Origin of the sequence: Paenibacillus sp. IITD108 (genome assembly GCF_036541265.1) — a bacterium.
Lineage (GTDB): Bacteria > Bacillota > Bacilli > Paenibacillales > Paenibacillaceae > Pristimantibacillus.
In genome coordinates, this window is the sequence record NZ_JAZHCT010000022.1 from 22120 (window position 1) to 36304 (window position 14185).

16 protein-coding genes and 1 pseudogene are annotated in these 14185 nt (G+C 45.8%); 7 read left to right on the forward strand and 10 right to left on the reverse strand.

Going from position 1 to position 14185, the window contains the following annotated elements; translation table 11 throughout:
- Positions 1 to 9 precede the first annotated feature (9 nt).
- Both V1L65_RS18675 and V1L65_RS18680 read left to right on the forward strand, forming a co-directional pair.
- Positions 10 to 372: a response regulator gene (locus tag V1L65_RS18675; RefSeq protein WP_331700745.1), complete on the forward strand. Its 363-nt coding sequence runs from the start codon at positions 10 to 12 to the stop codon at positions 370 to 372.
- A gap of 44 nt (positions 373 to 416) precedes the next feature.
- Complete coding sequence (locus V1L65_RS18680) at positions 417 to 1481, forward strand: HD-GYP domain-containing protein (protein WP_331700746.1); 1065 nt, start codon at positions 417 to 419, stop codon at positions 1479 to 1481.
- A 62-nt stretch (positions 1482 to 1543) separates the two neighbouring features.
- On the opposite strand, the gene V1L65_RS18685 is transcribed toward V1L65_RS18680, so the two are convergent.
- Both V1L65_RS18685 and V1L65_RS18690 read right to left on the reverse strand, forming a co-directional pair.
- The gene (locus V1L65_RS18685) at positions 1544 to 3208 is read right to left on the reverse strand and encodes a CoA-disulfide reductase (protein WP_331700747.1); all 1665 of its coding nucleotides are present in this window, start codon (positions 3206 to 3208) and stop codon (positions 1544 to 1546) included.
- Positions 3209 to 3231: 23 nt separating this feature from the next.
- A complete protein-coding gene (locus tag V1L65_RS18690; RefSeq protein ID WP_331700748.1) occupies positions 3232 to 3516 on the reverse strand; it encodes an ArsR/SmtB family transcription factor in 285 nt (94 codons plus the stop codon).
- Positions 3517 to 3801: 285 nt separating this feature from the next.
- Here V1L65_RS18690 and V1L65_RS18695 point away from each other — a divergent pair, with 285 nt between their 5' ends.
- Positions 3802 to 4170: a rhodanese-like domain-containing protein gene (locus V1L65_RS18695; RefSeq protein ID WP_331700749.1), complete on the forward strand. Its 369-nt coding sequence runs from the start codon at positions 3802 to 3804 to the stop codon at positions 4168 to 4170.
- Positions 4171 to 4191: 21 nt separating this feature from the next.
- Positions 4192 to 4419, forward strand: coding sequence for a sulfurtransferase TusA family protein (locus V1L65_RS18700; protein WP_331700819.1), 228 nt, complete (start codon positions 4192 to 4194; stop codon positions 4417 to 4419).
- A 522-nt stretch (positions 4420 to 4941) separates the two neighbouring features.
- On the opposite strand, the gene V1L65_RS18705 is transcribed toward V1L65_RS18700, so the two are convergent.
- The 6 genes and pseudogenes from V1L65_RS18705 to V1L65_RS18730 form a co-directional block, all read right to left on the reverse strand.
- Positions 4942 to 5514 (reverse strand): hypothetical protein, encoded by a 573-nt coding sequence (locus V1L65_RS18705; protein WP_331700750.1) that lies wholly within the window; start codon positions 5512 to 5514, stop codon positions 4942 to 4944.
- Between the two features lie 65 nt (positions 5515 to 5579).
- Positions 5580 to 6354 (reverse strand): annotated as a pseudogene (locus V1L65_RS18710) (3-hydroxybutyrate dehydrogenase).
- A gap of 53 nt (positions 6355 to 6407) precedes the next feature.
- Positions 6408 to 7073, reverse strand: coding sequence for a 3-oxoacid CoA-transferase subunit B (locus V1L65_RS18715; protein WP_331700751.1), 666 nt, complete (start codon positions 7071 to 7073; stop codon positions 6408 to 6410).
- 19 nt (positions 7074 to 7092) lie between these two features.
- A complete protein-coding gene (locus V1L65_RS18720) occupies positions 7093 to 7782 on the reverse strand; it encodes a CoA transferase subunit A (protein ID WP_331700752.1) in 690 nt (229 codons plus the stop codon).
- 17 nt (positions 7783 to 7799) lie between these two features.
- Positions 7800 to 8993: an acetyl-CoA C-acetyltransferase gene (locus V1L65_RS18725; RefSeq protein WP_331700753.1), complete on the reverse strand. Its 1194-nt coding sequence runs from the start codon at positions 8991 to 8993 to the stop codon at positions 7800 to 7802.
- Positions 8983 to 9873, reverse strand: coding sequence for a 3-hydroxyacyl-CoA dehydrogenase family protein (locus V1L65_RS18730; RefSeq protein ID WP_331700754.1), 891 nt, complete (start codon positions 9871 to 9873; stop codon positions 8983 to 8985). The genes V1L65_RS18725 and V1L65_RS18730 overlap by 11 nt, the downstream gene beginning before the upstream one ends.
- 149 nt (positions 9874 to 10022) lie before the next feature.
- On the opposite strand from V1L65_RS18730, the gene V1L65_RS18735 reads away from it, so the two are divergent.
- A complete protein-coding gene (locus tag V1L65_RS18735) occupies positions 10023 to 10901 on the forward strand; it encodes a LysR family transcriptional regulator (protein WP_331700755.1) in 879 nt (292 codons plus the stop codon).
- Between the two features lie 106 nt (positions 10902 to 11007).
- Here the strand turns inward: V1L65_RS18735 and V1L65_RS18740 are convergent, their stop codons facing one another.
- Together V1L65_RS18740 and V1L65_RS18745 are read right to left on the reverse strand one after the other, a co-directional pair.
- Entirely contained in the window at positions 11008 to 11748 is a 741-nt protein-coding gene (locus tag V1L65_RS18740) for a spermidine synthase (RefSeq protein WP_331700756.1), read from the reverse strand.
- Between the two features lie 16 nt (positions 11749 to 11764).
- Positions 11765 to 12007 (reverse strand): DUF1761 domain-containing protein, encoded by a 243-nt coding sequence (locus V1L65_RS18745; protein ID WP_331700757.1) that lies wholly within the window; start codon positions 12005 to 12007, stop codon positions 11765 to 11767.
- 183 nt (positions 12008 to 12190) lie between these two features.
- Between V1L65_RS18745 and V1L65_RS18750 the strand changes: the two genes are divergently transcribed.
- Positions 12191 to 12988, forward strand: coding sequence for a helix-turn-helix domain-containing protein (locus V1L65_RS18750; RefSeq protein ID WP_331700758.1), 798 nt, complete (start codon positions 12191 to 12193; stop codon positions 12986 to 12988).
- 198 nt (positions 12989 to 13186) lie between these two features.
- Positions 13187 to 14158: a Gfo/Idh/MocA family protein gene (locus V1L65_RS18755; protein WP_331700759.1), complete on the forward strand. Its 972-nt coding sequence runs from the start codon at positions 13187 to 13189 to the stop codon at positions 14156 to 14158.
- Positions 14159 to 14185 lie beyond the last annotated feature (27 nt).

Sequence of the window (14185 nt, forward strand, 5' to 3'; positions counted from 1 at the left end):
GGTGAAAGCTTGCCTACAATTTTATTAGTAGAAGACAATGAGATGAACAGGGACATGCTTTCTCGCAGGCTAATTCGTAAAGGCTATACAATCCTGACGGCAGATGATGGACAGCAAGGTGTGGATATGGCTCTCGCGCACGTACCCGATGTAATATTGATGGATTTAAGCCTGCCAATTATGGATGGCTGGGAGGCAACAAGAACGTTAAAGAGCTGTGAGGCTACTAAACATATTCCTGTAATTGTACTAACTGCTCATGCTATGACAGGAGATAAAGAAAAAGCGTTTCAAGCCGGTTGTGATGACTTCGATACGAAGCCTGTTGAATTCAGCAGGCTGCTGGGAAAGATAGTTTCTGCATTAGCATGATAGGCTTATCACGTTTTGACAGTTAAATGGAGTGTGGGAACAAAATGGGCGAATTAAAAAAGTCGAAGCTGCTGATTATCGACGATCAAGAATATAATGTCTCTCTGCTTGAACGAATACTTAGACGAGCAGGCTTTGAGCATATTCATACAACGATGAAAGCAGAAGACATTAAACATTTGCTTCACACCTATCGACCGGATATCGTTCTGCTTGATTTGCATATGCCTGTTATGGATGGCAGGGAGGTGCTCCAATTTATACGTGAACAAGTTGGAGAGGAAAATTACCTGCCTGTACTTATGCTTACCGCAGATATTACGCCTGGTGTAAAGCAGGAAGTGTTGGAGGCTGGCGCTAATGATTTTCTAGTTAAGCCTTATGATCGGACAGAGGTCATTCTTCGGATTAATAATTTGTTGAAAACCCGCCAGCTGCATAAGCTGCTGCAGCAAAACAACAACAAGCTAGAAGAACGCGTCAATCAAAGAACAGAAGAGCTGCAATATGCGAAGTTCGAAATATTGGAGCTGCTTGCAAGAGCGGCGGAGTATCGGGATGATATGACCGGGCAGCACACGCAGCGGGTAGGCTGGCTATCCGGAAAAATTGCAGAGCAGCTAGGTATGCCGGAGCAGCAAATCGAGATGATCCGAGCAGCGGCGCCGCTTCATGACATTGGCAAAATAGGCATTCCGGATGCCGTGCTGCTAAAGCCGGGCCGCTTCGAGCCAAGCGAATTTGAGCTTATGAAAACTCATACGACGATTGGCTATCGTATATTGGAAGGCACTTCATTTAGCATTTTGCAGCTGGCAGGCATTATTGCGATGTATCATCATGAGAAATGGGACGGATCTGGATACCCGATTGGCTTAAAGGGGGAAGAGATTCCTTTGCCTGCGCGAATAGTCGCATTAGCGGATTTTTATGATGCGCTTACGCATGAGCGTCCTTACAAGCGTGCATGGACGCCGGAAGAGACGATTCGCGAGGTTGAGAACCAGCGCGGCAAACATTTTGACCCTGTCGTAGCGGATGCGTTTATACGTTTATACAAGGATGGGATACTTACATCATTTACTTTGGACGGTGTTCATGTAGGGTAGAAATAGGAATAACGGAGAGCGACCAAATTTTGGTCGCTCTTTTTATTGAAACTATTATGAAATTAGGCTAGTGTAAAATTGCTCATCGTATAGCTTTTATACCCGCCGGTTAAATTTTTAACTATAAAACCATGTTGAGCAAGTATGCGTAATGCAGTATAGCCGCGCAAACCGACCTGGCAGTACACCCAGATTTCTTTATCGCGGTCCAGCTCATCCAGCCTGCTGCGAAGCTCGTCAACTGGAATAGAGATCGAGCCTGGAATATGCCCGTCATTATGTTCTTTCGGGGTACGCACATCAACCAGCATTGTATTGTCCAGATCTCTGTCTGCCAAATCCCGCGGAAGAAAAACAACTGCTCGTTCGTCAACAATATTTTGAGCAATGTATCCTGCCATATTAACCGGGTCTTTTGCGGAGGAGTACGGCGGAGCATAGCAAAGCTCAAGCTCTGTCAAATCTTCCACGGTGCCTTGCATGCGAATAACGGTTGCGATCACATCTATTCTTTTATCGACGCCATCCTTGCCAAAGGCTTGCGCGCCTAGTATTTTGCCTTCATAGTCAAAAATAAGCTTCATCGCTATTGGCGATGCGCCAGGATAATAGGTAGCATGCGAAGCGGGATGAAGATGTACGACGTGATACGGTTGATTCAGCTGCTGCAGCATACGTTCGTTCATGCCAGTGGCGGCTCCGGTCAGCTTGAAAATTTTAATGATAGATGAGCCTTGCGTTCCTTTATAAGCGCTCTTCAGACCTGCTATATTGTCCGCTGCGATTCGGCCTTGCTTATTGGCCGGTCCGGCAAGCGGAATAGCCGTTTGCTGGTTGCTTACAAAATGTGTTACCTCTACAGCATCGCCGACCGCGTATACGCCAGCAAGATTAGTTTCCATATATTCATTGACTAGAATATGCCCTTTGGCTCCCAAATTTACATTGGATTGCTGCAGAAATGCTGTGTCTGGTTTAACGCCAATGGCAAGTATGACCAGATCAGCCAGTAAGGTGCTGCCACTTTGCAGCTGCACGGTGATTTGCTCTGTTTGATGCTGTTCATTTTTTGTGAAGGATGCAACACCGTCGCCAAGCACCAGCTCGACGCCATGCTTTTTCAGCTCCTGCTCGGCATGGGCGATCATATCCGTGTCGTAAGGGGCTAAAATATGAGGCGCTGCTTCGATAACGGTAACCCCTATCCCGCGTTCACGCAAGTTTTCCGCCATTTCAATGCCGATAAAGCCGCCGCCGACAACGATGGCCTGCTTGATTGGCTTCTCATCTACAAGCTGCTTGATGCGATCCGTATCGGCAATGTTGCGCAGGCTCGTAATGCCAGGCAGCTCAATGCCAGGAATAGGAGGAACAAGCGGCTTGGCGCCTGGAGACAGCACCAAATAATCAAAGCTTTCCTCATAAGTGCCGCGATCCTTGCTGCGAATCGTGGCTGTTTTGTTATCGCCGTCAATGGCGATGACCTCGCTGAAAATTCGTACATCAATGTTGAAGCGCTTTTTCATGGCTTCCGGTGTTTGGATTAGCAGCTTAGAACGCTCTTGAATCGTTTCGCCAATATAATAAGGCAGTCCGCAGTTAGCAAATGAAATATGCTCATCGCGCTCAAGCATAATGATTTTGGCTTGCTCGTCCAGTCTGCGCAGTCTTGCAGCAGCGGATGCTCCGCCAGCTACTCCGCCAACGATTAATACTTTTTTGCTCATATAAAACCCTCCAGTTATAAAATTTATTCGTGCGAAAATAAAATAGGAATAAGCTGCTTTACTTTTTCATTATGAATGACATAAAAAACTTCTAGGCCGTTGCGCTTCGCGGTAACGATATTTGCTGAACGCAGCTTTTGCAAATGGGTAGACAATGTGGACTGAGGAAGCCCCATGCAATTTTGCAAGTAGGTTACGTTGCAAGGTTCCTCATCCAATAGCCGTTTAATAATACAAAGCCGCGCAGGATGACTGATTGTGCGCAGCAGCTCAGCGGCTTCTTCAAGCATTTGCTGCTCTTTATCCATAATGTAGCTCCTGTCTATAAATCGTTATATCTAGATAATACGATATTGAAACGGCAAGTGCAATGACGAAAGTGTGAATAACCTGACGCTGGGGAGAGTTGACATCGAAGTTGCATTTCGCTATTCTTATACCTATACGGGTATATCTAATTTCCTATTGTCTGCTGCTGTCTAATTAGGATGCAAGAAGCTGTCCGCATGAACGGCCTGTAAGTTGATCATATTATTAAATATGAAGAACATATGGATGGACATCCATATATCGGGTATAGGAGGTGTGGGGGGATGTGGAAGCATTTTATTCGCAAATCTGAAGCTAGTAAAGGGAAGGAAGCGATTAAGCATCCCCACGTCATAGGCAATGATCAGCTGTATAAGCAGTTAAGCACAGGTATGACGTGCAAGCTGATCGATGTACGAGAGCCGGCGGAATTTGCATTTGGCCATATCCCTGAAGCTATTTCTATACCGCTCGGACAGTTGGCAGAACGAATGAAGGAGCTTGATCCGCAGGACAGATATATTGTTATTTGCCAATCGGGTAATCGCAGCGATACGGCGTGCATGCTGCTTGCAGAGCAAGGATTTACCCATATTATTAATGCTTATGAAGGCATGAACAATTGGAGCTATCCTCAGGATCGCTCCGTTTAACAACAAGGGGAGGAATGAATGATGAAAAGCGATAAATTATTAGATGCTACAGGACTTGCGTGTCCTATGCCGATAGTAAGGACGAAAAAAATGATGGCTGAAATGGATGCCGGACAAATTCTCGAAGTTCATGCAACAGATAAAGGGTCACAAGGCGATATTGCTGCTTGGTCTAAAAGTACTGGCAATGAGTTATTGGAATCTGCGGAGGATAACGGTCTGTTTAAGTTTTGGATTAAAAAAAGTTAAAAAACAAGCAACTGACAATCCACTACTGGAGTTATGTTTGGGTATGGGTTGTGATCTTTCTAAGGGTTGCCACAAACGCTATTCCTGCAAAAATGGCAGCTTGAATTTTCTAACGGTTGCTATTGCGCTTAATTTCTCCAAAAGCACTGATTTTGCTCGATAAATAGTACAATAGCACTCGTGGCAACCGTTAAATGCTGAAATTAGCTAAAATAATCGAAATAGCAGCGATGGCAACCGTTAGAGCAATTTTGCCAGTTGATTATAGGGTACGTTACGAAATGTAATTTTCTAAAATATAGAACAAGCACAAGGATTCACCTTATACTTGTTCCTATAATTCATCAGTAAATGTGCCTTTCCAGTGAACGGCTAAGCCGTTTATTCTTGAAATATTAGAAATTATAAGTTTTCTGCTTATACCTGTTCTAATATTTCTCCGGAATGAAACTTATGATCGCAATAAGGACGGCGACAGCCGTTTCACCTTGATACCGTAAATAGGTTGCTTCTTGTAAAACATCAGCTTTTGGCAAGAGCATTCAGAGTATGTTGAAATAGAGCCTTTATCTCAATAGCTTGAATATGCTTTAAAAGCTCTTCCAGGATGGCATCGTTTGAACGCAGGCACGTCTGGACAAGGTCTGTAAATTGCATGCTGTTCCAAGCATTATTAAGCTTGAAAGATTCCAATATGTGAGCGCTGGCCGAGTCCGCCAGCTTGCTGTGCCAATTTTGCTGCAGCCATTGTGCAACGATCGCTTTGATCTGCTTCATAACGGGATGATTGCCAGCTTGTCTAAACCAATAATTGGCATTCCAATAATCGCCTTCCATCCGATGCATGATGCCATGCCAATAAGCGCCAGTTGGATCATGCTCGATTTGCTGTGCGTAGAAATGTGAAAGCGCCAAGCTGTCATTACGCAGATGAAGGGCGGCAATAAGAGTGATCATAGGCGTGCTAGTCGCTTCTTGCTTCAAAGATTCGATTTTTGTCTCTAGCTGTTCATCCCATGAATACAACGGAGACAGCGGCTGGAGCGTTGTTCTTTGTTCAAGCTGCTCCATAATGATAACGATAGCTGGATTCATTGCGATACTCCTCTCAACATCATGTTAATTAGAGCAAGTGTATCATAATTTCCCGCTAAATAGCGCTATTGAGCTGTATAGCCCCCATCCAGCACGACTGCTTGACCTGTTACACCTTTGGTGCGCTCGTTGGCCAAAAAAAGTGCATAATCCGCTATCTCATCCATATCCAACAAGCGCTTTTGCGGAACAAGCGGGTAGATGACCTCCTCCAGTACGCTTTTGAGCGGTACGTTACGTGTTTTAGCTAAATCCTCAAGCTGTCCGCGTACTAAAGGCGTATCAACATATCCCGGACACAATGCATTTATGGTAATGCCAGTCGGCTGTTTCTAGAGCAGCAGCTTTTGTTAAGCCGATGATACCGTGCTTAGCGCTGTTATAAGCGGATTTGCCAGCGAAGCCGACAAGCCCGTTGATCGATGACATATTTATAATTCTGCCAAAGCCTTGCCGTTTCATAATAGGGATCGCATGCTTGATAGCTATAAAAGGAGCAGTAAGCATCAGTTTAATCATAAGCTCAAACTTATTGGTGGGAAAATTTTCAAGCGGTGCAACATGCTGAATGCCTGCATTGTTGATTAGAACGTCCAGTCTTCCGAACCGGGCAACCGTTTGGTCAATTAAATTTATAATATCCTGTTCTATTGTCATATCAGCCTGAACAGAAGCAGCTTGATAGCCAAGCTCATCAAGCTGCTTTCTGGCGGTCTGCAAGGCAGAATCGTTTAGATCGGACAGCATGACTACCCCGCCTTCTCGAGCGAATCGCTCAGCAAGCTGAAGACCAATTCCTGAAGCAGCGCCTGTAACGATAATGACACGCTTATTGAACATTGCTATTTCCTCCTTCAGCAGTGAAGCCAGTCTGTCATCAAAGCAGATGCAAATTAAAATGCATTCATCCTAATATCCTCGGATAAAAGCAGCGGCGGTTCTGTTATCGCTTTAATATCTTCGACCGAGCAGCCCCGTGCAACCTCGACGAGCAATAGACCCTTGTCGGTAATATCGATAACGGCTCGATCCGTTATAATACGATGCACCACTTGCTTGCCGGTGAGAGGGAGCTTGCAATCATGCAGTATTTTCGGTTCATTGGCTTTATTGACATGGTCCATAATAACAACGACACGTTTGGCGCCGTGCACTAAGTCCATCGCGCCACCCATACCCTTTACCATCTTGCCAGGGATCATCCAGTTAGTCAAATCACCTTTGCTCGAAACTTCCATGCCGCCAAGAATAGCCAGATCTATATGGCCGCCTCGAATCATGGCGAAGGATTCTGAGCTGTTAAAATAAGAAGCGCCCAGAGCAGCTGTGACCGTTTCCTTGCCGGCATTAATCAGGTCAGCGTCAACTTTATCGGCTTCAGGATAAGGCCCTATGCCTAGCAAGCCATTTTCAGAATGTAAAATTATTTGTTTGTCAGCTGATATAAAGTTGGCTACTAGTGTCGGAATGCCAATGCCAAGATTGACATACATGCCGTTTTCTATTTCTTTTTCGGCTCGAAGGGCTATACGTTCTCTTATAGAGAGTTGTGTATTCATAAAGGGAGGCTCCTTTCCGCTAGGCTTTCATCGTTAACCGTTCGATGCGCTTCTCTTGCTTGCCGACAATAATCGCCTGTATATAAATGCCGGGCGTATGAATCAGCTCAGGATCAATTTGCCCCGTTTCTACTAGGCATTCTGTCTCGACAATCGTAGTCGTTGCAGCAGCAGCCATAATAGGGTTGAAGTTGCGGGCTGTTTTATTATATACAGCATTGCCCATACGGTCGCATTTGGCCGCTCTGATTAAGCTGTAATCCGCTTTAAGGGCATACTCAAGCACGTATTCCTTATTGCCGAACATTTTTGTTTCCCGACCATCTGCCAATGAAGTGCCGACCCCTGCTGGCGTGTAAAATGCAGGAATGCCAGCGCCGCCAGCCCGTATCCGCTCTGCCAGCGTGCCTTGGGGCACAAGCTCGGCCTCTATTTCTCCACTGAGCACCTGGCGCTCGAACTCTTTGTTCTCGCCGACATAGGAGGCTATTATTTTTTTTATCTGTTTATTTTGCAGCAGCAGGCCCAGTCCCCAATCATCGACTCCGCAGTTATTCGATATAATTGTTAAATTTTTTGTTCCTTTATTAGCCAAAGCTTTAATAAGCTGCTCAGGTATGCCGACGAGCCCAAAGCCGCCAACCATAATTGTTGCCCCGTCATGAATGTTTTTAACGGCATCTGGGAAGGAGGTTAGTATTTGCTTCATCCAAGGCCAGCACCTTTCTAATGAAATGAATTTTCTATAATCATCGCCACACCTTGACCGCCGCCTATGCACAGAGAGGCTAGCCCATATCGAGCTTTTCTGCGCCGTAATTCATACAGCAAGGTAACCAGCACTCGCGCTCCGCTGGCGCCAATAGGATGGCCCAATGCAATGGCCCCGCCGTTTACATTAAACCGGGACGGATCGATGTCAAAATGTATGGAATAGGCTAGTGCTTGCGCTGCGAAGGCTTCATTTACTTCAAATAAATCTATGTCCGTCAGTTGAAGCCCTGCCCGCTTTAGGACACGCTCGGTTGCAGGTATTGGACCTAGACCCATATAAGCTGGGTCAACTCCTGCGGCAGCATGCGCTCGAATGCTGGCAAGCGGCTTCAAGTCTAACGCGCGTGCCTTAGCCTCTGTCATAAGAAGCAGCGCAGCAGCACCATCATTGATGCCTGATGAGTTGCCAGCAGTGACGATTCCAGCAGGCTTAAAGGCAGGCCGCAGCTTTCCTAGCGCGTCTAGATTTGTATCTGGGCGCGGGTATTCATCTTCGGCAACCGTTATTGCGCTGCCTTTTTTTTGCGGCAGGCTAATCCTGACAATTTCATCCTTGAAATTACCGGCAAGCACAGCTTCTTTCGTTTTAAGCTGGCTGTTGTATGCGAATTGATCTAGCTGCTCACGCGAGAAGTTGAATTGCTCGCACAGATTTTCTGCCGTTATCCCCATCGCATAATCATTTGCCGCGCAGCGGAGGCCATCATGCATCATGCTGTCGATCACGTTTTGATTGCCCATTCGATAACCAGCGCGTGCTGCAGGCAGCAAATAAGGGGCGAGGCTCATATTTTCCATGCCGCCTGCTGCTATAATGTCGCTATTTCCGCATGAAATAGCATTAGCGGCTATACTGACTGCGCTGAGACCTGAACCGCAAACATGGTTGATCGTTAGTGCGCGGCTGGCTGCAGGTATACCTGCAGCCAGCGCCGCTTGCCTGGCAGGATTTTGCCCTAGTCCAGCCTGAAGCACATTGCCCATTATGACATCGTCTATCGCAGTTAATTCAATGCCCGAACGGTCGATCGCTGCTTGAATAGCTGCTTGGCCAAGCTCTATAGCAGATTTATCTTTAAATATCCCGCCAAAGCTGCCAATAGCTGTTCTTGCTGCGCTTACAATGACGACAGAATCAGATGTCATTGTCATTCTCCTCCTTATGCTTCATATAGGCGAGCAGCTGCTGCAGCTCTTTCATCATCTGTCTGTTTGCATGCTCCTGCTGGCTGTACGTATAATAGCCTCCGCCTGACTTGACGCCAAGCTCGCCGCGTGCGATATGGTTTATCATGCTTGCAGGGGGCTCTGTACCGTTGTTAAGCGCTGGAAAGAGATGGCCGGTCACCTTCGACCAAATATCCAATCCTCCCAGATCTGCGATTTGAAAAGGGCCTCTAAGCGCCCAGCGCAATCCAAGCCCATTCCTAACGACAGAATCAATCTCCTCTGCACCGGCGATGCCGTTTTCGAGCAGAAAGTCGGCCTCGCGCAGCAGCGCTGCCTGCAGACGGTTGGCTATAAAGCCTGGAATATCCTTGCTTAGCACAACAGGAGCCTTGCCCATCTGGCGGAGCAGCTCTGCAAGCACCTCCAAAATCCCAGGACGAGTGTTAGCCAAGCCTACAAGCTCAACCAATGGAATAAGATGCGCAGGATTAAAAAAGTGAGCGATTACGATACGATCCGCATAGGGCAATCCATCAGCCAATTGCTGCAGTGAAAAGGTAGAGGTGTTGGAGGCGACGATCGCTTCTTGCTTCAGCAGGGTAGTTAATTGCCTGTAGAGCGGCTGTTTGATTTCCATAGTCTCGGGCGCGCATTCTATGACAAGGTCGGCATTTGAAACCGCTTCCTCAAGTTCGGATACTAAATGAATCGAAAGCGCTTCTTGCGAAATCTTTTCCCTTGCAGCCTGAAGGCTGAACGGCTCATACAGCGCAACACTATAATGATGCTCGGCAAATAATTTGGCTATTGAAAATCCCATCGTTCCGGCTCCAAGAACAGCAATATGTGTCATCATTTTTGGTCTCCTTATGAGATGTAATTGAAGAGAGCTAAAGCTTTTTCTTTTTATTTTACATGAGATGGTAATATAGGGATAATACATATATAGAATACGATTTATTACTAATATCTATAAATGATAAACGCTTGAAGCGAGGTGCGGAAATGGATATTCGGCAATTACAATATTTTCTGGAGGTAGCCAAGCATAAGAGCTTTTCCAATGCGAGTAAATCTATTCATATATCACAGCCAACTCTAAGCAAAATGATTAAAGGTCTCGAGGAAGAGCTCGGCGTTGTGCTGTTCAATCGATCAACACGCGCAGTTGAGCTGACCGAGGCAGGGCAGGTTGTTCAGCTTCATGCCCAGGCTGTCTCACAGGCTATGGAAAATTTGCAGTCCGCTGTCGCAGATCTATCGGAGCTAAGAGCAGGGAGCTTCAGTTTGGGGCTGCCGCCTGTAATAGGAGCAAGCTTCTTTCCAAAAGTCATTATGGAGTTTAGGCGCTTGTATCCGCAAGTTACAATTAAGCTGACAGAGGAGGGAGGCAAGCAGATTGAGCAGAGACTATTGGCAGGCGAGCTGGATTTGGGCGTTGTCGTGCTGCCGGTGGATGGGCAATTATTCGAAACTGTGCCGATCGTCAATAGGCATTTGAAGCTTGTCGTACCCTTGGATCATCAGCTGGCGCATAAGAGAAAGGCTGTGCTTGCTGATTTGAAGGATGAGCCCTTTATATTATTCCGACAGGAATTCAGCCTGCATGAGCGAGTCAAAGAGGCGTGTATCGCGCAGGGCTTTACGCCGAATATTGCTTTTGAAAGCAGTCAGTGGGATTTCATCTATGAGCTTGTATGCGCGGGGCAGGGCGTATCTTTTCTCCCGGAAACGATTTGTGCGAGGATGGATAAGCGCAAGGTGGCCGTTATTCATGATGTTGAGCCGCCGATTAATTGGAATCTCGGTGTAATATGGAAGAAGGACAGTTACCTGTCCCATGCTGCCAAAGAGTGGATTCAATATGCGAAGAAAGTATTTTAAAATATAGCAAAGTATAAGTTTTCACCTTATATTTGTTCCTATATTTCATCGGTAAACGCGTCTTTCCAAAGGACGGCGAAACCGTTTATCCTTGCGATGAATAGAACTAATCGTCTTCTATTATATAACCGGCATTAGGCGTGTAAGGGATAAAGCCAGCCATGCTTCGCAAGCGATATTGCATTGCCTGGTTGCTGCCGACGAGCAGGCTGTTGCGTATATCTCTTTCGCTCTCGGATGGCAGAGTGAAAGCATAGACATAAGGAAATACTTGCTGCAGGGTGCTATAAATTGCGCTTGTCTGTATATCCTGCTTGCCTCTGCCAATTGCGTTGCAAAGAATGGCTCCATTTGGCTTTAAGTGTGATCGAACGATTGAAAAAAAGGTCCGCGTGCATAGATGCTTGGGAATGCCATCGCTTGTAAAGGCGTCAATAATCATATATTGATATACGTTCGTATCCTTCTCCAGCACATCCCGTCCGTCACCAATTCGTACAGCAGCCCCGTTATAGTCAAAATATTGCTTGCTTATTTGCGCAATTTGCTCGTTAATTTCCACACTGACACAATGCTTGTCTGAAAAATAACCAGCGAGCGTGCCAATGCCGTGACCGATTATAAAAATATCATCCAGCAAGCCCGAGGCGTTGTATTCCATCAGGTGAATGAGGGCACGCGGATATTCAAATACTATACGTTCTGGATGATGACAATCTATAGCTCCTTGAACGGCTTCATCTGCAAATTGCAGCACGCGAAAGCGTCCTTTTTCACCAAATAAAGTATCGGTTTCATAAACTTGTATTTTGTCCGAATCCTCGCCATATGTAGTTAGTACATTCATTCTTATTACATGGCTCCTAAAATAATGCCCGACAGCAAATAAGTAGTAAAGCAAGCAGATAAGTGCCGCCGTGTGCAGTTAATGCCGTAAGCACGTAAGTTATTGGACCGCCGCTCGACATCTCTTCTTTATTCAGACCGATTTGCTTCACCCAAGCGTTGCCGAACAAAACAGGCGAGTACCACAAGAAGCCGAGAACCATCGTTACGGCAGTTGCAATCAGAACAGCGAGATAATTAATTTCGCCAAATTGAAGCATGATTAAATCCTCCTAAATAAAGATAAAATTGAACACCTGCAAGCAGTGTAAAGGATATTTGTATAGCTGTATAGTGTTTTTATAAAGTATGATAAAGTAAGCTTAATATAAATAATAATATTGGTAACTAAGTACATAAATATTTGTAAGGCGATTGCAAAAGGCAGCGGGAGGGACAAGCTGTTGGCAGACAAAACATTTTCGATTTTAAGCGGTATTGGAACGTATAATGAAGACTGGGAAGACCCCGGCTTTCATCAAAATGCTTCACTCGAAATCGAGATCGTGCTCGAAGGCAGAGGCATATTTGAATGGGTCGACCGCAGAGTATCCATCGAAGCAGGGCATGTGATCATTATTCCCCCAGGTATTCCGCACCGCTTTGAAGCAACTGCTAAAATAAGGTTTGGCGTTATTCATTTGCAGCATATGACGCCTGCTTTAACGAGCGTAGCGGACAGGCTGGCACAGGATTATAAGTATCCGCGCATATATGCCTTGTCCCGTTTTGATCAGACTCGTTTTGAGAAGCTATACAGGGAGTGGATTCATGTTCTTTCTTCGCCGCTGAAGGAGAAGGAGCGAACGCATGAGGTGTGGGCCGAGCTGCTGCTGCTATATTTATTTGAGCATTCACAGTCTGACCTGCAGGCAATGACCATTACTAAGGCGGCTGATTACCTGCGTGAAAATTTACATGAGCAAATTAAAGTTGCCGATTTGGCCAAGCTGACTGGCATGACTGTAGTAGGATTTCGCCGAACGTTCGAGAAATTTTATAAGCTGAGCCCCAAGCAGTATCAGCAGCAATGCCGTATGCAGGAAGCGAAGTGGCTGCTCAGCGCATCGGATAAAGATATGAACGAGATTGCGGAGCAAATCGGCTTCAGCAGGCTGCACTCTTTTTCGCAGTGGTTTAAGAGCGCCGAAGGCATCTCGCCTTCACAGTGGAGAAAGCAGCGCTGGCGGATGCATGAATAGATCAGATAGCGTACTTAATCTTCGTTACAATTTCAAAACGGCTATTTTTGATCAAATAGCGCTCCTGATCTTCGTTAGAGTAAAGAGGCTGTCTTTTTGCGTAAATTAAAGCTCCATTTCAATGAATACATAGAGCCAAATATGAACTATCATTTGAAGAGAAATAAGTAAAAGCGTTATTTTGAGGAGGATCTCGACGTGGAAAAAGTAAGAATTGGCTTTATAGGTGTAGGCGGTATGGCTGAGCATCATATGAATACATTGAAGGATCTTGAAACGGCTGAGCTTACAGCTGTATATGATCTTAATGAAGAGCGAGCCAAGCAAATTGGCGAAAAATTCGGTGCTGAAGTATTTGCAAGCGAGCAGGCGCTAATGGATTCGGGCAAAGTGGATGCACTTTACGTCTGCACGCCTCCATTTACGAGAGGCAGCACTGAAATTGCGGCAGCGCAAAGAGGCATCCACCTTTTATCAGAAAAGCCGATCGGGCTTGATATGGACACGGTTAACCGTATCAGCAAGGCGATTGATGAAGCTGGCATTATTAACAGCTCTGGCTATTGCTTGCGCTATCTTGAAAGCGTGCAAAAGGCCAAGGCTTATTTGGCAGGTAAAAGAATCAATATGGTTATCGGCTATCGCATCGGCGGTCTTCCGCCTACAAAATGGTTTGCGCAGCAGGACAAATCCGGCGGTCAAAATGTCGAGCAATCGACTCATCAAATCGATTTGATCCGTTATTTGCTCGGAGAATTCGATCAGGTGCAATCGTTTTACGCGCAGCGCAGCATTCGCGATATTGACGCGGATGCCACTATTGACGATGTAGGTGCAGTAGCCTTTACTTTGCAAAACGGTGCAGTAGGCTCATTTATCAATACTTGTGTATCCAACTATAAAAATCATGGGGAAATTGAAGTTTACGGCTCGGATTTTTACTTGGAGCTGAACATTCATTCCTTAACGATTCGCGATAAAAATCAGAACATTACAGATACATGCAGCACAGACTTCTACGTTGCTCAAAATCATGCTTTTGTAGAAGCAGTACGTACCGGCAAGCAGGAGCTTGTCCTTGGCAGCTATGCGGAAGCGGCTGCTACACTTGCATTGACGCTAGCCTTCAATGAATCTGCTGAGCGCAACAGCGGTGCAGCCTTGAAATAATAATATATATTTAGGCGGTGAATGTAA